Origin of the sequence: Streptomyces sp. NPDC042638 (assembly GCF_040647235.1) — a bacterium.
Lineage (GTDB): Bacteria > Actinomycetota > Actinomycetes > Streptomycetales > Streptomycetaceae > Streptomyces > Streptomyces rameus.
The window spans coordinates 26,575-44,416 of the sequence record NZ_JBEZBT010000041.1 but is presented as its reverse complement, the minus strand read 5'-3'; the positions used below and the strand labels follow the sequence as shown (position 1 = coordinate 44,416).

Below are 17,842 nucleotides of genomic sequence, written 5' to 3'. Positions count from 1 at the left end.
CCGACCGCTACAAGGTGTCACGCCGGGGGCCGACATATCAGGAGTTCCGCCCAGATGGTGACAGGGGCGGCGCCTGGGGCCGCGGGGGCGGTCGTATGCTCGAAGGACCATGGACGTCTCCCCCGGCCTCGACGAGCGGCTCGACGCGATCGCCCGGCAGCCGTTCCGGGCGAAGTTCCATCTGCGCGGGCGGGACCTGGCGACCGCCCGGCTGAAAGGTCCCGCGACCCTGCGCTGGCACGCCTACGACCTGATCGCCAAGCGTCTGGCGCCGGCCGCGCCGTACAAGGACGGCAAGCAGACGCCGTACCGCGGCCACCCGGTGTTCGTGGCCCAGCACGCGACCGCCACCTGCTGCCGCAGCTGCCTCCTGCGCTGGCACGGCATCCCCAAGGGGCGCGAGCTGACCCGTGCCGAACACGTGTACGTGGTGAACGTGATCTGCCGGTGGATCGCGCGCGAGACGGCGGAGGGGGAGTTTTCCGGCCAGGACCCCTGTCGAGCCGACCCCGGTCACGAGATATCTTGATGTCGAGCAATGTTGCAGACGTGGAGCGGAGCACCCGGTGACTGACTCGACCATCATCTACACCTACACAGACGAGGCCCCGGCCCTGGCGACGCATTCGTTCCTGCCGGTGATCCAGGCGTACGCCTCGCAGGCCGGTGTGCCCGTGGAGACGCGTGACATCTCACTGGCCGGGCGCATCATCGCCGTCTTCCCGGAGTACCTGAACGAGGACCAGCGCATCCCGGACGCGCTGACCGAGCTGGGCGAGCTGGCCAAGACCCCGGCGGCCAACATCATCAAGCTGCCGAACATCTCGGCGTCCATCCCGCAGCTCAAGGCGGCCGTCGCCGAGCTGCAGGCCAAGGGCTACGCGCTGCCGGACTACCCGGACGACCCGAAGACCGACGAGGAGCGCGACATCCGCGCCCGCTACGACAAGGTCAAGGGATCCGCCGTCAACCCGGTGCTGCGCGAGGGCAACTCCGACCGCCGTGCCCCGGCCTCGGTGAAGAACTACGCCAAGGCCCACCCGCACCGCATGGGCGCCTGGACCTCCGAGTCCAAGACCGGCGTGTCGACCATGGGCGAGAACGACTTCCGCTCCACCGAGAAGTCCGTGACCATCGCCGAGGACGGCATGCTGCGCATCGAGCTGGTCGGTGACGACGGCTCCACCACCGTGCTGCGCGAGTCCGTACCGGTCCTGGCCGGCGAGGTCGTCGACGCCTCCGTGCTGCGCACCGCCGCCCTGCGCGAGTTCCTGACCGCGCAGATCGCCCGGGCCAAGGAGGAGGGCGTCCTGTTCTCCGTGCACCTGAAGGCCACGATGATGAAGGTCTCCGACCCGATCATCTTCGGTCACGTGGTGCGCGCCTTCTTCCCGAAGACGTTCGCGAAGTACGCCGAGACCTTCGCCTCGGCCGGCCTGACCCCGAACGACGGCCTCGGCGGCATCCTCAAGGGCCTGGAGAACCTGCCCGAGGGCGCCGAGATCAAGGCCTCCTTCGAGGCCGAGATCGCCGAGGGCCCGGCCCTCGCCATGGTCGACTCCGACAAGGGCATCACCAACCTGCACGTGCCGTCGGACGTCATCATCGACGCCTCCATGCCGGCGATGATCCGCACCTCCGGCCACATGTGGGGCCCGGACGGCCAGGAGCACGACACCCTCGCCGTCATCCCCGACTCCTCCTACGCCGGTGTCTACCAGGCCGTCATCGAGGACTGCCGGGCCAACGGCGCCTTCGACCCGTCCACCATGGGCTCGGTCCCGAACGTCGGCCTGATGGCGCAGAAGGCCGAGGAGTACGGCTCCCACGACAAGACCTTCGAGATCCCGGCCACCGGCACGGTCCGCCTGGTCGACGCGTCCGGCAACGCCGTGATCGAGCAGGCCGTGTCCGCGGGCGACATCTTCCGCGCCTGCCAGACCAAGGACGCCCCGATCCGCGACTGGGTCAAGCTGGCCGTCACCCGCGCCCGCGCCACCGGCGACCCGGCCGTCTTCTGGCTGGACGAGGGGCGGGCCCACGACGCCCAGCTGATCGCCAAGGTCGAGCAGTACCTGCGGGAGCACGACACCGAGGGCCTGGACATCAGGATCCTCTCCCCGGTCGAGGCCACCAAGCTGTCGGTGGAGCGCATCCGCCGCGGCGAGAACACCATCTCGGTGACCGGCAACGTGCTGCGTGACTACCTCACCGACCTGTTCCCGATCCTGGAGCTGGGCACCAGCGCCAAGATGCTGTCGGTGGTCCCGCTGATGGCGGGCGGCGGCCTGTTCGAGACGGGCGCCGGCGGCTCCGCGCCCAAGCACGTGCAGCAGCTGGTCAAGGAGGACTACCTGCGCTGGGACTCGCTCGGTGAGTTCTTCGCGCTCGTGCCGTCCTTCGAGCAGTACGCGACGGTCACCGGCAACACCCGCGCCAAGGTCCTCGCCGACACCCTGGACCGTGCCACGGCGACCTTCCTCAACGAGGACAAGTCCCCCACGCGTCGCGTCGGCGGCATCGACAACCGCGGCAGCCACTTCTACCTGTCCCTGTACTGGGCGCAGGAGCTGGCCGGGCAGACCGACGACGCCGACCTCGCGAAGGCGTTCGCGCCGCTCGCCGAGACGCTCGCCGCGAACGAGCAGAAGGTCGTGGACGAGCTGATCGCCGTCCAGGGCAAGCCGGCCGACATCGGCGGCTACTACCAGGTCGACAAGGCCAAGGCGGACGCGGTCATGCGCCCGTCGGCCACCTGGAACGAGGCGCTGGCCTCCCTGAGCTGACGCTCACGGCCACAGGCCACCGAACTCGCCCCGGCCGGCACCGCCCGGCCGGGGCGAGTCGTTTCCCGGGCACCTTCCCGTCTCCCGTCCCGGGCCGCCCGTACGGCAACCGCCCGGCCGGGTGAGCCCGTTGTCAGTGCCGTGTGACACCTTGACCGTGCAGGACGCCACCGACGACAGCCCTGGAGCAGCCCGTGACCGAGCCCGTCCCCTCCTTCGAACTCCTGCCCGGCGACGCCGGGTCGCCCGTGCTGCTGCACGTGCCGCACTCGGCCCGCGCGATACCCGGGCGCGTACGCGACGGCATCGTGCTGGACGACAGCGCGCTGGAGCGGGAGCTGGACCACATCACGGACGCGCACACCGCCGAGATCGCCGCACGGGCCGCCGAGCTGGCCGGCATCACGCCCTGGCGGTTCGTGAACCGGTTGTCGCGGCTGGTCGTGGACCCGGAGCGGTTCCCGGACGAGCGGGAGGAGATGACGGCCGTCGGCATGGGCGCCGTCTACACGCGCACCACGCACCGGGGTGAGCTGCGGCCCGCCGGCACCGACCCGGAGCCGCTGCTCGCCCGCTACTACCGGCCCTACGCCGAGGCGATGAGGGAGGCGGTGGCCGGACGGCTGGCGGCGACCGGGCGCGCCGTCGTCATCGACGTGCACTCCTATCCGTCCGAGCCGCTCCCCTACGAGCTGCACGGGAGCGGGCCGCGCCCGCCGGTGTGCCTGGGCACGGACGCCTTCCACACGCCGGACGAGCTGACCGAGGCCGCGCGCAAGGCCTTCGCCCGCTGCGGGGAGACGGGGCTGGACAGCCCGTTCGCCGGAACGTACGTACCGCTGGAGTTCTACGGCACGGACGCCCGGGTCGGCGCCCTGATGGTGGAGATCCGGCGGGACACCTACATGACCGAGCCGGGCGGCCCCGCCGGAACGGGACTGGAGCGGCTGGCCACGGCACTGGCGACACTGGTCGACGCCGTGTAGCCGACGCCCCCGGCACCCCGGCCGCGCCGCCCATGCCGGCGCCGAACACGTCGACCCCGGCCCGCTCACCGCGGCGGCGCACCCCGGCCACCCCCGGCCTCCGGCAGCCGCCGGCGCCGTCGCCCCCGCGGGTTCAAGCCTGCGGCCACCGCATCAGGCATCCGCCGCCCCGCTCCACCCGCGGGCTCAGGCCCGCAGCCACTCGGTGACGATGACCTCCGCGCCGGTCCGCAGCCGGAGGGCGAACGGGCCGGCCGGTGGGGTGTCGCTGGTGAACCGGCCGAGGGTGTCGGCCGCGACCGGGCGGGCGGCGCCCGGAGCGCCGAGCACCTCGATCCGGGCCGGCTGCGGTGGCAGCACCTGACCGATCAGACCGTCCCCGGTGACCTCCACGTCCACGGTCACCTCGCCCGCGCTGAACGTCAGCATGCGCGGCGCGTCCACGACCCCTCGGACCGGCAGCGCGTCCACGAGGGAGTCGAAGGTCAGCTCGGCGAGCCGGGCGTCCAGGTCGTGCAACGCGAAGGCCTCCAGGGCCGCCTGCACCAGTTCGGCCGGGACCGGGTCCAGGACTGCGGCGACCTGGCGCAGCTCCTCCTCCAGCAGCGCGTCCGCCGCCCGGCCCTCGTCCGGGTGCCCTTCCCCGGGCATCTCGTCGCCGTTCACATCACACCCCGAGCGTCCATCCGGGCCCGCAGCCGGCGCAGACAGCGCTGGCGGAGCGGCCCGATGCTGCCGACCGCGATGCCGAGCGCGGCCGAGATCTCCCCGTAGCTGGGCGGCGGCGAGGCCATCAGCACACGCAGCAACTGCCGGCAGCGCTCGCCCAGTCCGTCCAGCTCCTGCCACAGCCGGCGGATCCGGTCGGCCCGGCACGCCGCCTCCTCCGCTTCGATCAGCGACTCCTCCGGCGTCCGGTCCTCACTGGCCCGGTCCAGTACCCGCGGATCGTCGGTCAGGGTCAGCCGCGCCAGGCCCTTGAGCACCTTCAGACACTCGTGACGGGCCGTACTCGCCAGCCAGGCACCGGCCTTGTCGGGCTCCCGTATCCGGCTCAGGTACTGGGCGAAGCGGAACCACACCGTCTGGAAGACCTCGTGCCCGTCGGCGTCCGAGAGCCGGTGCGCGCGCACCACCGACCACACCAGGGGACTCATCCCTTCCACCAGCGCCTTCCAGGCCGCGGCGTCCCCGTCGACGGCGGACCGGACCAAAGCGCCGACCTCTGTTCGGTCCACGGCTCCACCCCTTGTGTACGGCTCGTCATCGTACGCCGTGCAGCGCAGGGTCCCGGCGCTCATACGGGCAGAGCCGTGGCCACGGCCGGGGCGGGGAGCCAGGTGGGCGGGCGGAGCACCGGGACGCGCGCCCCGCGCACCTCGGTCCGGTCCGGGGTGGCCGCCAGCAGCGCGGCGCCGGCCGCGCGCGGGTCGCGCTCCCGGTACGCCGTCATCCGGGCGGCGACGAGCGCCGCGGCCACCGGAGCGGCGAAGGATGTGCCGCTCCACTGCGCGAGGCCGTCGAACATCACCTGGTCCGGCTTGGCGCCGGTGCTCTCGTGGCCCTCGCTCAGCACACCGGTGTGGCGCGGGTACTGGCAGGTGCAGGCGTAGTCGGCGCCGAACCGGCAGGTGTCGTAGGTGGAATGCTGGTAGACGTACGGCACCGGCGCGGTGAAACCGGTGAGGGCGCTGGTGAGGCGCTCACCGGGGGCGTGGGCGCGCACCCAGGGGCCGTGGTTGGTGAAGCAGGCCGCGCCCTCGCCGTCCGCGCGGAGGGCACCGACCGACAGCACACTGTCGCCGAACCCGGGCAGTCCGGCGTAGGCGGCGGGCCAGAACGGGGTGTCGCTGCCGTTGTTGCCGGCGGCGGCCACCAGCAGGGTGCGCCGGCCGCGCAGTTCGCTCATGAACGCGTCCAGGCCGATCAGGCCGTCGGTGTCCGCGCTCGGGGTGCCCGCCGAGAGGCTGATGATGTCCGGCCAGCCGTCCCGGTCGACCGCCTCGAAGAGCAGGGCGCCGAACTCGGACTCCAGGACGGCACCGGCGTCGTTGAGGGTGCCCCGGACGGTGATGTCGGTGTTGGGCGCGACGGCCGCGAGGAGCGCGGCGATGAACGTGCCGTGGCCGACGTACTGGCGGAGCACGCCGTCGCCGTCGGTCTCGGCCAGCTGGGCGTCGCCCCGGGTGTGGGCGAGCAGCGGGTAGGAGCGGTGGTCGTGCATCAGGCCGGTGTCGACCACGAGGACGCCGACCGCGGTGGCGGGGTCGTAACTCTCTTCGGCGGCTGCCGGGTTGACCGGACCGGTGCGCGGGGCGGGCACCGGCTCGTCGCCGGGGCAGGCGTTGACCGCGATGTGCACCACGTGGTTGCGCCCCACCAGCCTGCGTCCCCGGCGGCCCTCGGCCTCCCGTACGGCGCGCAGGGCGTGCGGCACCGTGTCCTCGCCCTCCGCCGGGTCCCCGACCCGGATCCGGGTCACCCCGGTGCGGCCGGCCCGGGGGCCCACGCGGCGCACATGGTCGGGGACGAGGCCCGCGGTCGCGGTGAAGTGGGCGCGTACGGCGTCCTCGACGAACCGGGCCTCCTCGCCGTCCCGGACGAGGACGACACCCTTCTCGTAGAGGAGACCCGCGGTGTCGTCCGGTCCCATGGTCAACGGGACGTCCGGCAGGGAGCGCTGGATGTGGCGGAACTGCTCATGGAATCGCCGTGGTGCCATGGATGTCCTCCCCCTCGAGACGGTGTGCCACAGTGAGAGCCACCAGGCCGCCGTCTGATACAGCAGGCCACTACCATGCGAGACGTGACAGCGGGAAGCGAGCCGGTTCTCGAATTGCTGCCCATGGTGTTCGCCGATCCGGGCGAGGCCCGGGCACGCGCGGAACACGTCCTGCGTACCGGTCCGCCCCCACTGCACGGCAGCGTCGCCCACCAGGTACTGGGTATCTGGCAGCGGGACTTCGGCGATCTGCGCATCGCACTCAGGCATCTGCGACGGGCCCGGGACCTGGCCGCGCACGCCGAGTCGGCCGACCGGGAGGCCGATGTGCTCGCGACGCTGGGGGTCGCACTGGTGCACGCGGGGCGCACACGGCAGGGGCTCGCCTCCTTCGAGCGGGGGGTCGCCCGGGGCAGCGGGCACACCCGGGCCCGGGTGCTGTACCGGCGGGCCTATGTGTGGTGGGTGCTGGGGCGTCACCGGGAGGCGCTGGAGGACGTACGGCGGGCGCTGCCGGTACTGCGGCAGGTCGCCGACGACATCTGGACCGCCCGGGCGCTGACCCTGCGGGCCACCGTGCACCTGGCGCTCGGCGCGGTGGACCGGGCGGTCGCCGACTTCACGGCAGCGGAACGGCTGTGGGACACCACCGGGCAGGAGCACGACAAGGCGGACGCGGTGGAGAGCCGGGGCCTGGCCGCGTTCCGGTCCGGGGACATCCCCGCGGCGCTACGGCTGCTGGACGAGGCCGAGGAGCGCTACGCCAAGCTGGACACCCCCACCTACAACCTGTCGATCCGGCGCTGCGAGGTCCTCATGGCGGCGGGGCTCGCCCCCGAGGCGCTGGCCGAGGCGGACGCGGCGATCGCGCTGCTGGACCGGATCGGCGGGCAGTCCACCCGCAAGGCCGAACTGCTGCTCGCCGCCTCGTGGGCCGCCCGCGCGGCGGGGGACGCGCACACCGCGACAGCCCGCGCCGCCGTCGCCGTACGGCTGTTCGCGGCGCAGCGCCGGACGTGGTGGGAGACGCACGCCCGGCTGGTGCTCATCGAGGCGCGGACGGCGGCCGGGCGCCGTTCGGGGCGGATGGTCGCGGACGCGGCGGCGGTCGCCGAGCGGCTGGCCGCCCTCGGCTCGCCCGCCGCGCCGGAGGCGTCGCTGCTCGCCGGGCGGATCGCGCTGGCGCTGGGCTGGACGGCGGACGCGGAACGGCACTTGGCGGTGGCCGCCCGCAGCCGGCACGGCGGGCCCGCGCCGGCCCGGGTGACCGGCTGGGCCGCGCAGGCACTGCGGGCGCGGGCGGCCGGTTCGCGGCGGGGGGTGCTGGAGGCGTGCCGGCGCGGCCTGGACGTGCTGGACGACCACCGGATGACGCTGGGCGCCCCGGAGCTGCGCGCCCACACGAGTACGCAGGGCGCCGAACTTGCGGCGCTGGCCCAGGAGGTGAGTCTCGCCGAGGGCAGCCCGCGGCGGCTGCTGGTGTGGAGCGAGCGCTGGCGGGCGACCGTGCTGTCCGCGCCGCCGACCCGGCCGCCCGACGATCCGGCGCTGCTGAGCGGGCTGACCGCCTACCGGGAGATCGCGGCCCGGGCGGAGGCCGCCCGGATGGACGGCCGCCCGGTGCCGGCGCTGGAGCGCGAACAGCGGCGTCTGGAACGGGAGATCCGCTCCCGCACCCGGCACATGGGCGGTGCCGCCGCGGATGCCGGGGACCGCTTCGACGTGGGCCGGCTGCTGGACCGGCTCGGTGACGTGCGCCTGGTCGAACTGGCCGTGGTGGACGGCCGGGTGCACGTCCTGCTGTGCGGGCAGGGCAGGGTACGGCGGTTCGCCGGGGGTTGTCTGGCGGAGGCCGTGGCGGAGGCGGAGCATGTGCAGGCCGGGCTGCGACGGCTCGCGCATCCGGGGGCGGAGGCACGGCTGCCGGTGGTGGAGGCGGCCGGCCGGCGGTTGCAGGAGCTGCTGCTGGCCGGGGCGGCGTCGCGGCTCGGCACGGGCCCGGTGGTGATCGTGCCGCCGGGGGCGCTGCACCGGGTGCCGTGGGCGTTGCTGCCCGCGCTGCGGGAGCGGGTGCTCAGTGTGTCGCCGTCGGCGGGCAGTTGGCTGCGCGCCCGGGAGACGGCGCCGCCGCCGGACGGCCGGCCGGTGCTGGTGCGCGGCCCCGGCCTCGCGTCCGGGGGCGCGGAGGTGCCCGAGCTGGCCGACCGGTACGGCACGGCGACGGTCCTGGAGGGCGACGACGCCCAGGTGCCGCGGGTGCTGGCGGAACTCGACGGCGCGGGCCTCGCGCACCTCGCGGCGCACGGTACGTTCCGTGCGGACAGCCCCCTGTTCTCCGCCCTCCGGATGGCCGACGGACCGCTGATCGTGCACGACTTCGAGCGGCTGGCCCGCAGCCCGTACCGGATCATCCTGTCCAGCTGTGACACCGCCCGGCTCGCCTCGGTCGGTGCCGACGAACTCCTGGGCCTGGTCACGGCGTTGCTGCCGCTGGGCACGGCCGGGGTGGTGGCCAGCAGCGCACCGGTGAACGACGCGGCCGTGGTGCCGCTGATGCTGGCCCTGCACAAGGGCCTCGGCGCGGGCCTCTCGCTGGCCGAGGCCCTCCGCGACGCCCGCGCTTCTCTGCCCGGCGACACCGTCCACCAGGCGACGGGCTGGGCGTTCGCGGCGTTCGGAGCGGCGTGAGGGTGTACGGCGGCCGGCGCCGGCCGAACCGGGCACCGGGGCTGCGCCGGGCCACGGCCCCCGCGCGGCGGACGTGGGGCGACCGCACCCCCGCCCCGCCCCTACACCGTTACCCCCTCCGGTGCGTTCACCAGCGTCGGCAGCGCCGCGCGGTCGCCCGTGCCGAGCCGTGTGTACGCGCTGTACAGGTGGTTGCCCACCGTCCGTACCGACAGTGTCAGCCTCTCGGCGATCTCCCGGTTGCTCAGCCCGGCGGCCGCAAGAGTGACGATCTGCTGTTGCCGGGCGGTCAGGTCACCGAGGACGAGGCCGGCCAGGGCCGGCGTCCGCGCGCCCGCGCACCGCCGGGCGAGCGCCAGCGCCCGGGTACGGGAACGCCGCGCGGCCCGTGGATCACGATGCGCCCGCACGGCCTGTGCACGCGCCTCCGCCGCGTACAGCAGGAACCCCCGCTCGGCCAGCGCTTCCGCGGCCCCGTCCAGCGCGGCGCCGTCACCGCGGGCCAGCGCGTCCGCGTGCCGGGCCAGCACGCTGCCCGCCGGCAACCGCCCCACCGCCCGTTCCGGTGCGCCGAGGCGTACGGCCGCGTAGACCGCATGGACGTCGTCCGGATCGGTGTGATCGTCCAACCTGCCCTGTGACAAGCGGAGTTCGGCCCGGCATCCGGTGTCCGACGGAGTCTCCCGCAGCCCCTCCCGGGCCCAGGCCGCCGCCTCCCGCAGCTCGCCCCGCAGGCGCGCGAACCGGGCACGGACCTCGGCGTATCCGGGCGGCAGCGGGATGCCCTCCGCCACCCGCCACTCCCCCACCGGCGTCGGCACCGGCCGCACGTCCAGCCGCTCCATCCGCCGTACCAGGGTGCGCTGTTCGGCGGCGAGCGCGGCATGGTGCGCGTCGGCGACCCGGGCCGCCCGGCGGGCACGCAGCCGGCCGGTGGCGGCGCGCAGCGCGGCGCCGTACAGGGGGTGGGCGAGGGTGACGCCGCCCTGGTCGTCGACGTGGATCAGCCCGTCCGCCTCCAAGTCTTCGAGGACGTGCGGTGGCAGCTCCTCCAGCGGCACCGGCAGGGGCTCGGCGAAGGCGAGGCGTTCGAGGGTGTCCCGCTCGCCGGGGCCGGACCGCTCCAGGGCGGGGGCGAGCCGTTCCCGGACGGCCGGGGTCAGCGGCAGCGGGCCCCGCCAGGCCCGTTCGCCGGTGCCGGGGACGGGCGCCAGCCGGCCGGCCCCGGCGAGTGCGGCCACCAGGTCGCGCAGCAGCCGCAGATCGCCCTGGCACACCCGGTGCAGCCGGCGCACGGTGAGCGGTTCCAGGCCGGCGCCGGCGAGCAGCTGGGCGGTGTCCTCGCGCGACAGCGGGTCCAGGGCCAGCCGGGGCAGCAGTTCCCCGGTCCACAGCCGGGACACCGCGGCGGGCGCGGGTACGCCGTCCGCCGCGGCCACGATCGTACGGGTGCGCCCCTGCACGGCCAGCTGGTGCACCAGGGCGGCGGAGGTCTCGTCCAGCAGCTGGGCGTCGTCCACGACGAGAGTCCGTACGCCGGACAGTATCCGGACCGCGCGGGGCAGCGGGACCGTGTCGGGGAGCAGGTGCGCGAACGCCGCGAGGGGCAGGTGCCGGGCCTCGGGCGTACCGGTCACCCGGGCGTGGTCCGTGCCCCGGAGCGCCTCCGTGATCAGCCGGGTCTTGCCGTGGCCCGCCGGTCCGGTCACCACGATGCCGGGCCGGCCCGCCGCCGACGCGTCGCGCACCAGCTCCAGTTCCGTCGCCCGGCCGGTGAACGGCCAGGACGGCCGGGACGGCCAGGACGGCCCGGTCGGTTGCAGGGTCTTCGCGTGCTGTTCGTCATTCCTCACGTCGTTCAGAGCGCGCATACTCAGTTCTGATACAGGGTGACTTGAGTAGCCGCCGACTCAGGCGTCCGGGTACGGCGGGCGGGCACCCTGGGCGCATGACCCGACGTCTCTGCTCGCTTCCGCGGCAGCCGGCCCCCTCCTTCGGGCCGGGGCTGACCGCCGAGAGGCTGGGCGCGCTGCTCGCCGGTCGGCGGACGTGGGTCAACGGCACGGTGCTGCACTACTGCTTCCTGGACGCCCGCTCCGACGCGTCGGTCATCCCGGTCCCGGGGACGGGGGAACTGCGCCGGGTGCCGTGGGCAGGGGGCGAGGAGCAGCGGCAGGTGGTCCGCGGATGCTTCGCGGAGTGGCAGGAGCTGGGCATCGGCGTCACCTTCGCCGAGGTCGGCGACCGCCATGAGGCGGAGCTGCGGATCGGGTTCCAGGCGGGTGCCGGGTCCTGGTCGGCGATCGGCCGGGACGCGTTGTCGGCCGGCCGGGGCGAGCGCACCATGAACCTCGGGTGGGACGTGACCGCGCCCGGGGAGCACGGGGCGGTCCTGCACCAGATCGGGCACGCGCTCGGCATGGTGCACGAGCACCAGAGCCCGTTCGCCGGGCTGCTCTGGGACGACGAGGCCGTGTACGCCGAGCTGGCGGACCCGCCGAACTTCTGGGACCGGGAGACGACGTTCACGAACGTGCTGCGCCGGCTGGACGCCGGCCAGGCGGGCGGACCGCTGTGGGATCCGCAGTCGGTGATGACGCTGCCGTTCGGGCCGGGGCTGGTGCTGGAGCCGGAGCAGTACCGCGGGGGACTGCGCCCGCCCGGCACCCCGTCCCCGGCGGACAAGGAGTTCGTGCTCCGCCGGTATCCGCCCACGGCCGCGGCCGGGCCGGCCGGGCTGCTGCCGTTCCGGTCCGTGCCGCTCGTGCTGGGGGCGGGCGAGCAGGCGGACTTCGCCGTCGAGCCGCCGGAGACCCGCGAGTACACCGTGGGCACCTTCGGCGACGCGGACACGGTGCTGGTGGTCTTCGAGGAGCGCGACGGGGAGCCGCGCTTCCTCGCGGGACACGACGACGGCGGCACGCCGGACAACGCCGCCGTGCGGGTCCGGCTCGTCAGGGGCCGGCGTTATGTCGTCCGGGTCCGCCTGTACTCCACGTGGGGTTCGGGAGAGACGGCGGTCATGTGCTGGTGACGGCACACGGACGGCGGGGAGCCACAGTCCGGCACCGGGGGAAGGGGCGCGGGCGTCACCCACGGGGGAGGTGACGCCCGCGCCCGCACCGGTGCCTCGGCGGCCGGGCGGGGGCGAGACCTCAGGACGCGGCCCGCTCGGCGGGGGAGCCGGCGTCGGGGTGGGCGAGGCCCAGGTGGTCGCGCAGGGTCGTGCCCTCGTAGTCGGTGCGGAAGACGCCCTGTTCCTGGAGCAGGGGGACCACCTTGTCGGCGAACGGGTCGAGCCCGCCGGGGGTGATGTGCGGGACGAGGATGAAGCCGTCGGCGGCGTCGGCCTGCACGAAGTCGTTGACGGCCCGCGCGACGGTGGCCGGGGAGCCGATGAAGGACTGCCGGTTGCCGGTGTTGATGACCAGGTCGCGGATGGACCACTTGTTGGCCTCGGCGAGCTGGCGCCACTCACGGGCGATGGCGAGCGGGTCGCGGTACATCCGCACCTGGGCGCGGCCCCGGGATATGTGGTCCTCGCCGACCAACGGGTCGACGTCGGGCAGCGGGCCGTCCGGGTCGTACGCGGACAGGTCCCGGTTCCACACGAATTCCAGGTGCTTGATGGCGGTGGCGCCGCTGACCTGCAGGCGGCGGACCTCGTGGGCGAGTTCGGCGGCCTCCTCGTCGGTGTCGCCGAGGACGAAGGTCGCGGCGGGCAGGATGAGCAGCTGGTCCTGGCGGCGGCCGTACTTGGCGAGGCGGGACTTGACGTCCGTGTAGAAGGCCTGGCCCTCCTTCAGGGTGGAGTACCGGCTGAAGATGGCGTCGGCGTCGGCGGCGGCGAACTCGCGGCCCTCGTCGGAGTCGCCCGCCTGGAAGATGACGGGGCGGCCCTGCGGGGAGCGCGGGACGTTGAACCGGCCGTGGATGTCGAAGTGCTGTCCCCGGTGGGTGAAGGCGCCGGCCCTGGCGTCCCGCAGGAAGGTGCCGGTGGCCTGGTCGGCGAGGATCTCGTCGCCGTGCCAGGAGTCGAACAGTTCGTGCGCGGTGGCGAGGAACTCCCTGGCGCGGGAGTAGCGCTCGTCCTGCGGCAGGAAGCCGCCGCGGCGGAAGTTCTCGCCGGTGAAGGCGTCCCAGGAGGTGACGACGTTCCACGCGGACCGGCCGCCGGAGAGATGGTCGAGGCTGGCGAACTGCCGGGCCACCTCGTAGGGCTCGTTGAACGTGGAGTTGATGGTTCCGGTCAGGCCCAGCCGGTCGGTGACGGCGGCCAGTGCGGACAGCACGGTGAAGGTGTCGGGGCGCCCGACCACGTCCAGGTCGTAGACCGTGCCGCCCTGTTCGCGCAGCCGGAGCCCCTCGGCGAGGAACAGGAAGTCGAACTTGGCGCGTTCGGCGGTCCGCGCGAAGTGCACGAAGGAACTGAACTCGATGTGGCTGCCGGCGGCCGGGTCACTCCACACGGTGGTGTTGTTGACGCCGGGGAAGTGGGCGGCCAGGTGGATCTGCTTCGACGGCTTGCTCATGGCGTGCGGTCGTCCTCTCCGGCTGTCAGGCTGCTGCGTAGCGGTTGGCGGGGCGGGGCAGGCCGAGGAGACCGCGCAGGGTGCCGGACTCGTAGGCGTCCCGGAAGCGGCGGCGGCGCCGCAGCTCGGGCACCAGGTCCCGGGTGATCCGGGGCAGGTCGTGGCCGGCGACCGCGGGCCGCAGCCGGAAGCCGGTCAGCCCGCCGGACGCCAGCTCCTCCAGCAGGTCGGCGAGTTGGGCGGCCGTCCCGGCGAAGATCGGGGCGTCACTGGTGTACGGCTCGCCGGCGAGCGTGTCGAGCCGGTCGCGGCGGCCCTGCGCCGCGGTGCGGCTGTCGTCGAGGAGGACGACGAGGTCGCCGAAGACGTGCAGGCTCTCGTGGGCGCGGCCCGCCGCCTCCTGCTCGGCGCGGATCTCGGTGACGATCGCGCGGGCCTCGGCCGCGTCGTGCGGGGTGACATAGCCGACGTCGGCCTGGCGGGCCACGAGCCGGTACGGGACGGTCCGGTGGGCGAGGGCGGTGACCAGGGGCTGGCCCTGCGGCGGCCGGGGGGTGATGGAGGGGCCCTTGACGCTGAAGAAGCGGCCCTCGAAGTCGATGTAGTGCAGCTTGTGCCGGTCGATGAAGCGGCCGGTCGCCGCGTCCCGGATCTCGGCGTCGTCCTCCCAGCTGTCCCAGAGCCGGCGTACGACTTCCACGTGGTCGGCGGCCTCGTCGAACAGCTCGGTGAGCAGTTCCTGCGCGCCGGGGCCGTCGAAGGAGTCGATCGGGGGGATGACCCGGCGGCCGAAGTGCGCGGCCTCGTCGGCGCGGGCGGTGACCTGGACGCGTACGCCCGCGCGTCCGGTGCTGACGTAGTCGAGGGTGGCGATCGCCTTGGAGATGTGGAACGGCTCGGTGTGGGTGGTCACCACGGTCGGGACCAGGCCTATGTGCCGGGTGAGCGGGGCGACGCGGGAGGCGATGAGGACGGCGTCGAGCCGGCCGCGGACCTGGTCGGTGCGCTCGTCGGGCGCCAGTGGCCGGGAGGACTGCGGGCCGAGGCCGTCCTCGAGGGTGACGAAGTCGAGCAGGCCGCGTTCGGCCTCCGTGATCAGGTCGGCCCAGTAGCCGGCGGTGAGCAGGTCCCGGGGCCGGGCGGCCGGTTCGCGCCAGGACGCGGGGTGCCAGCCGGTGCCGTCCAGGGCGACGGCGAGGTGCAGGTGGGCGGAGGGGGTCGGTGACACGTCGGTGCCTTCCTTGGTGTCCGTACGAGGAGGACGAGGGTGTCCGCACGAGGAGGACGGGGAACACCGGCTCGCGGGAGCGGTCGGCCGCCGGGGCGGGCGGCGCCGGTCAGGGGCGAGCACGGCGGGAGGTGGCCCGGGCCGGCGGAGTCCGGGCGGCGAGGTCAGCGGCGACAGAGCGCGGCGGACACGCGCTGGAGGTCTATGTGCGGCCGGGAGTGCAGCCGGACGGAGCGGTACGGGTGCGGCAGGCGCGCCGGGCATGCCCGCGGGAGCACTGGGGTCACGGCCGTCACCTCCCTCCGTCGGGCGCGGCGGGCCGGGCGGGCGCCCGCCGTCGCGGATCTCGTCGTGGCGTTCAACGCCGGGCCGGTGCCGTTTGTTCCCGGCCGCGGGGTTCCACGGCACGGGGTCCGCCCGTCTTCGGCGGGGACGGTCAGGCATTGTCCAGTGGCAGCCCGGGCGGGTTGACCTGGGACGTCGGCACGGCCTCGTCGGAGAGGTTGTAGGCGGCGAGCCACTTGGCGTACTGCCCGTGCCGGATCAGGTGGTTGATGGCGTCGGCGAGCGGCTTGGCGAGCCCGCTGTCCTTCTTGGCGGTGGCGGCGATCAGGCCCTGGAGCGTCGCGCCGGCGCCGGAGAAACTGCCCGCGCTGCGGGTGGGGTGGGGTGTGCTCGCGGTCTGCCGGGCACGGTAGGCGACCCCGGGGTTGGGGCCGAAGAAGGCGTCGATCCTGCCGCTGCTCAGCGCCAGGTTGGCGGCGTTCTGGTCCGGGAAGTACTTGACGGTGAGCTGCTTGCCCTCCTTGGCCAGTTTGGCCTTCCACTCCAGCAGGATCTTCTCCTGGTTGGTCCCGGAGCCCACGGCGACCGTTCTGCCGGCGAGGTTCTCGTAGTCGCCGTCGAAGTTCCAGGTGCTCTTCTTCAGCACCTCGAAGGCCAGGTTGTCCTTGCGGTAGGAGGCGAACTCGTACTTCTTCTTGCGTTCCTCGGTGTCGGTGACGTTGGAGAAGGCGACGTCGACCTTGCCGCTGTCGATGCCGACGAAGAGGTTCTCCCAGGTGGAGTTCCGGATCTCGGGTTCGAGGCCGAGGACCGCGGCCACCAGGCGGCCGAGGTCGGGTTCGGAGCCGGTGAGGGTCCGCTGGTCGCCGCCCACGAAGTTGAGCGGCGCGGATCCCGAGGGCAGGGCACCTACGCCGATGACGAGCTTGCCGCTCCTGCGGACGGAGGCGGGCAGCTCGGCGCTGATGGACTTCACTTCGGAGACCTTCAGCTCGGTCTCCTGCGCGGCTCCGTTGGACTGGCGTCCCACGGTCACCGTGCCGGCCGGACCGGTGGTGGTGGCGGCGTCGCTGTCGCCTCCGCAGGCGGCGAGCCCGCCGGCCAGGGAGAGGGTCACGGTCGCCGCGGTGAGGCCGCGGATCAGGCTGCGCCGGGAGAACTGGCTGGGCATGGCTTTCCTTGTCGTTCGGGGAGTTTCACTGCGGGGAGTTTCACTGCGGGCGGGGCAACGAAAGGGGCGGTCGGGTCACTTCGCCGGGGCCGGGCACCGGTGCCGGCCCGTGGTCATACGGCGGCCTCCCCGCGCAGCCGGTTCCGCAGTCCGGCCAGCCCGGTCCGGGCCTTCTGCAGCGGGGTCGGCGGCAGGGTGCGGGTGGCGCCGCGGGCGTAGTACCGCTCGACGTAGAACTGGACGACGGACACGGCGCTGGTCAGGACCAGGTACCAGACGGTGGCGACCATCAGCAGCGGCACGATGTCACCGGGGTAGGTGTTGCCCATCGACTGCACCGTCCCGAACAGGTCGAGCAGGGACACGTAGAACACCAGGGACGTGCTCTTGACCAGGCCGATCAGCTGGTTGACGTAGTTCGGCGTGATGGACCTGAGGGCCTGTGGGAAGACGATCCTGCGGAACTGGCGGCCCCGGGGCAGCCCGAGCGCGGCGGCCGCCTCGTGCTGCCCCTGGTCCACGGAGAGGATGCCGCCGCGGACCACCTCGGCCGCGTACGCCGCCTCGTTGAGGCTGAGGCCGACGACGGCGATCGTCATGTCGGTGGCCAGCCTCGACTCGTCGAAGGTGACGAAGGCGGGACCGAACGGCACGCCGAGACTCAGCGTCCGGTACAGGGCGCTGAAGTTGTACAGGAAGATCAGTACGACGATCAGCGGGACGGAGCGGAACAGCCAGGTGTAGGTCCAGCTGACCGCGCGCAGCACCGGGCTTCCGGAAAGCCGGCCGAGTGCCAGCAGGACCCCGCCGGCGAGCCCCAGCAGGGCGCTGAGCGCGGTGACTTCGAGGGTGACGAGGAGGCCGTCGAGGACGGCCGGGCGCAGGAACCAGTAGGTGAAGCGGCCCCACTGGTAGAAGGGGTTGGTGACCAGTCCGTGCAGGACCTGTGCGACGAGCACGAGGACGACGGTGGTGACGATCCACCGGCCGGGTCTGCGCACCGGCTGGACGCGCGGTGGCAGCGGTACTTCTGACGTGGTGTCGGGGGGCGGGGGTGCCTCGGCGAGGGAGACGGCGGCGCCTGCGGGTTCACTCATGAGGGGCTCCGGCGGAGTCGGACACCCCGGTGCCGCGGGCGAGCGGACGTGGGCCGGGACGGCGCTGGGGCACGAGGCGGCGCACGGACCGGCCCGGAACCGGGGCGGGGCGGACAACGGCACACCGATCGGAGGGTGCGCGGCGGGAACGCGGGACTGTACGGAGAGGTCAGCCCTGGCGGCGGGCAGAGCCCGGCACGGTACACAGTGCGCTGTTCACGCGGAGCAGATCGACGGCACGGTCGGCGACGAGCAGACCGGCGTACGACGGTACGCGGCCCTGCGGGCGGCTCACGGCCGTCCTGGGAGCTGCGTCCATGGCGTCACCTGTCACTGTTGCGGCCCCC

At 73.8% G+C, this 17,842-nt stretch carries 15 protein-coding genes; 5 read left to right on the top strand and 10 right to left on the bottom strand.

Going from position 1 to position 17,842, the window contains the following annotated elements; translation table 11 throughout:
• Positions 1–109 precede the first annotated feature (109 nt).
• The 3 genes from AB0B40_RS27495 (at position 110) to AB0B40_RS27485 (ending at position 3,772) form a co-directional block, all read left to right on the top strand.
• A complete protein-coding gene (locus AB0B40_RS27495) occupies positions 110–529 on the top strand; it encodes a DUF4186 domain-containing protein (protein ID WP_362266102.1) in 420 nt (139 codons plus the stop codon).
• A 37-nt stretch (positions 530–566) separates the two neighbouring features.
• Positions 567–2,786, top strand: a complete 2,220-nt coding sequence (locus AB0B40_RS27490; protein ID WP_362266100.1) for an NADP-dependent isocitrate dehydrogenase — start codon at positions 567–569, stop codon at positions 2,784–2,786.
• A 194-nt stretch (positions 2,787–2,980) separates the two neighbouring features.
• Entirely contained in the window at positions 2,981–3,772 is a 792-nt protein-coding gene (locus AB0B40_RS27485) for an N-formylglutamate amidohydrolase (RefSeq protein ID WP_362266099.1), read from the top strand.
• Between the two features lie 186 nt (positions 3,773–3,958).
• On the opposite strand, the gene AB0B40_RS27480 is transcribed toward AB0B40_RS27485, so the two are convergent.
• From AB0B40_RS27480 to AB0B40_RS27470, 3 genes are read right to left on the bottom strand one after another with little or no spacing between them, the layout of a single operon-like run.
• Positions 3,959–4,423 carry a hypothetical protein gene (locus tag AB0B40_RS27480; RefSeq protein WP_362266133.1) on the bottom strand — a complete coding sequence of 155 codons (465 nt, stop codon included), beginning with the start codon at positions 4,421–4,423 and terminating at the stop codon, positions 3,959–3,961.
• 11 nt (positions 4,424–4,434) lie between these two features.
• Positions 4,435–5,073, bottom strand: coding sequence for a sigma-70 family RNA polymerase sigma factor (locus tag AB0B40_RS27475; protein WP_345053964.1), 639 nt, complete (start codon positions 5,071–5,073; stop codon positions 4,435–4,437).
• Positions 5,070–6,494: a S8/S53 family peptidase gene (locus AB0B40_RS27470; RefSeq protein WP_345053967.1), complete on the bottom strand. Its 1,425-nt coding sequence runs from the start codon at positions 6,492–6,494 to the stop codon at positions 5,070–5,072. The genes AB0B40_RS27475 and AB0B40_RS27470 overlap by 4 nt, the downstream gene beginning before the upstream one ends.
• Positions 6,495–6,569: 75 nt before the next feature.
• On the opposite strand from AB0B40_RS27470, the gene AB0B40_RS27465 reads away from it, so the two are divergent.
• Entirely contained in the window at positions 6,570–9,182 is a 2,613-nt protein-coding gene (locus AB0B40_RS27465; protein WP_362266098.1) for a CHAT domain-containing tetratricopeptide repeat protein, read from the top strand.
• Positions 9,183–9,283: 101 nt separating this feature from the next.
• Here AB0B40_RS27465 and AB0B40_RS27460 read toward each other — a convergent pair whose 3' ends face one another.
• Positions 9,284–11,053: a LuxR C-terminal-related transcriptional regulator gene (locus AB0B40_RS27460; protein WP_362266096.1), complete on the bottom strand. Its 1,770-nt coding sequence runs from the start codon at positions 11,051–11,053 to the stop codon at positions 9,284–9,286.
• A gap of 77 nt (positions 11,054–11,130) precedes the next feature.
• Here AB0B40_RS27460 and AB0B40_RS27455 point away from each other — a divergent pair, with 77 nt between their 5' ends.
• Positions 11,131–12,216 (top strand): M12 family metallopeptidase, encoded by a 1,086-nt coding sequence (locus AB0B40_RS27455; RefSeq protein WP_362266095.1) that lies wholly within the window; start codon positions 11,131–11,133, stop codon positions 12,214–12,216.
• Between the two features lie 121 nt (positions 12,217–12,337).
• On the opposite strand, the gene AB0B40_RS27450 is transcribed toward AB0B40_RS27455, so the two are convergent.
• From AB0B40_RS27450 to AB0B40_RS27425, 6 genes are all read right to left on the bottom strand, one after another.
• Positions 12,338–13,714, bottom strand: coding sequence for an NtaA/DmoA family FMN-dependent monooxygenase (locus tag AB0B40_RS27450; protein ID WP_362266094.1), 1,377 nt, complete (start codon positions 13,712–13,714; stop codon positions 12,338–12,340).
• Positions 13,715–13,739: 25 nt separating this feature from the next.
• Positions 13,740–14,942 (bottom strand): LLM class flavin-dependent oxidoreductase, encoded by a 1,203-nt coding sequence (locus AB0B40_RS27445; RefSeq protein WP_362266092.1) that lies wholly within the window; start codon positions 14,940–14,942, stop codon positions 13,740–13,742.
• 164 nt (positions 14,943–15,106) lie between these two features.
• Positions 15,107–15,220 carry a putative leader peptide gene (locus AB0B40_RS27440; RefSeq protein WP_362266131.1) on the bottom strand — a complete coding sequence of 38 codons (114 nt, stop codon included), beginning with the start codon at positions 15,218–15,220 and terminating at the stop codon, positions 15,107–15,109.
• A 158-nt stretch (positions 15,221–15,378) separates the two neighbouring features.
• The gene (locus AB0B40_RS27435; protein WP_362266091.1) at positions 15,379–16,398 is read right to left on the bottom strand and encodes an ABC transporter substrate-binding protein; all 1,020 of its coding nucleotides are present in this window, start codon (positions 16,396–16,398) and stop codon (positions 15,379–15,381) included.
• Positions 16,399–16,511: 113 nt separating this feature from the next.
• Complete coding sequence (locus tag AB0B40_RS27430; protein ID WP_345053986.1) at positions 16,512–17,495, bottom strand: amino acid ABC transporter permease; 984 nt, start codon at positions 17,493–17,495, stop codon at positions 16,512–16,514.
• 169 nt (positions 17,496–17,664) lie between these two features.
• Positions 17,665–17,814: a hypothetical protein gene (locus tag AB0B40_RS27425; protein WP_345053988.1), complete on the bottom strand. Its 150-nt coding sequence runs from the start codon at positions 17,812–17,814 to the stop codon at positions 17,665–17,667.
• Positions 17,815–17,842: the final 28 nt, after the last annotated feature.

Coding starts and splice junctions, on each gene's coding strand:
- AB0B40_RS27460 (WP_362266096.1), bottom strand. CDS start 11,053: ATGCGCGCTCTGAACGACGTGAGGAATGACGAACAGCACGCGAAGACC.
- AB0B40_RS27465 (WP_362266098.1), top strand. CDS start 6,570: ATGCGAGACGTGACAGCGGGAAGCGAGCCGGTTCTCGAATTGCTGCCC.
- AB0B40_RS27435 (WP_362266091.1), bottom strand. CDS start 16,398: ATGCCCAGCCAGTTCTCCCGGCGCAGCCTGATCCGCGGCCTCACCGCG.
- AB0B40_RS27455 (WP_362266095.1), top strand. CDS start 11,131: ATGACCCGACGTCTCTGCTCGCTTCCGCGGCAGCCGGCCCCCTCCTTC.
- AB0B40_RS27430 (WP_345053986.1), bottom strand. CDS start 17,495: ATGAGTGAACCCGCAGGCGCCGCCGTCTCCCTCGCCGAGGCACCCCCG.
- AB0B40_RS27470 (WP_345053967.1), bottom strand. CDS start 6,494: ATGGCACCACGGCGATTCCATGAGCAGTTCCGCCACATCCAGCGCTCC.
- AB0B40_RS27480 (WP_362266133.1), bottom strand. CDS start 4,423: ATGCCCGGGGAAGGGCACCCGGACGAGGGCCGGGCGGCGGACGCGCTG.
- AB0B40_RS27450 (WP_362266094.1), bottom strand. CDS start 13,714: ATGAGCAAGCCGTCGAAGCAGATCCACCTGGCCGCCCACTTCCCCGGC.
- AB0B40_RS27425 (WP_345053988.1), bottom strand. CDS start 17,814: ATGGACGCAGCTCCCAGGACGGCCGTGAGCCGCCCGCAGGGCCGCGTA.
- AB0B40_RS27475 (WP_345053964.1), bottom strand. CDS start 5,073: ATGAGCGCCGGGACCCTGCGCTGCACGGCGTACGATGACGAGCCGTAC.
- AB0B40_RS27495 (WP_362266102.1), top strand. CDS start 110: ATGGACGTCTCCCCCGGCCTCGACGAGCGGCTCGACGCGATCGCCCGG.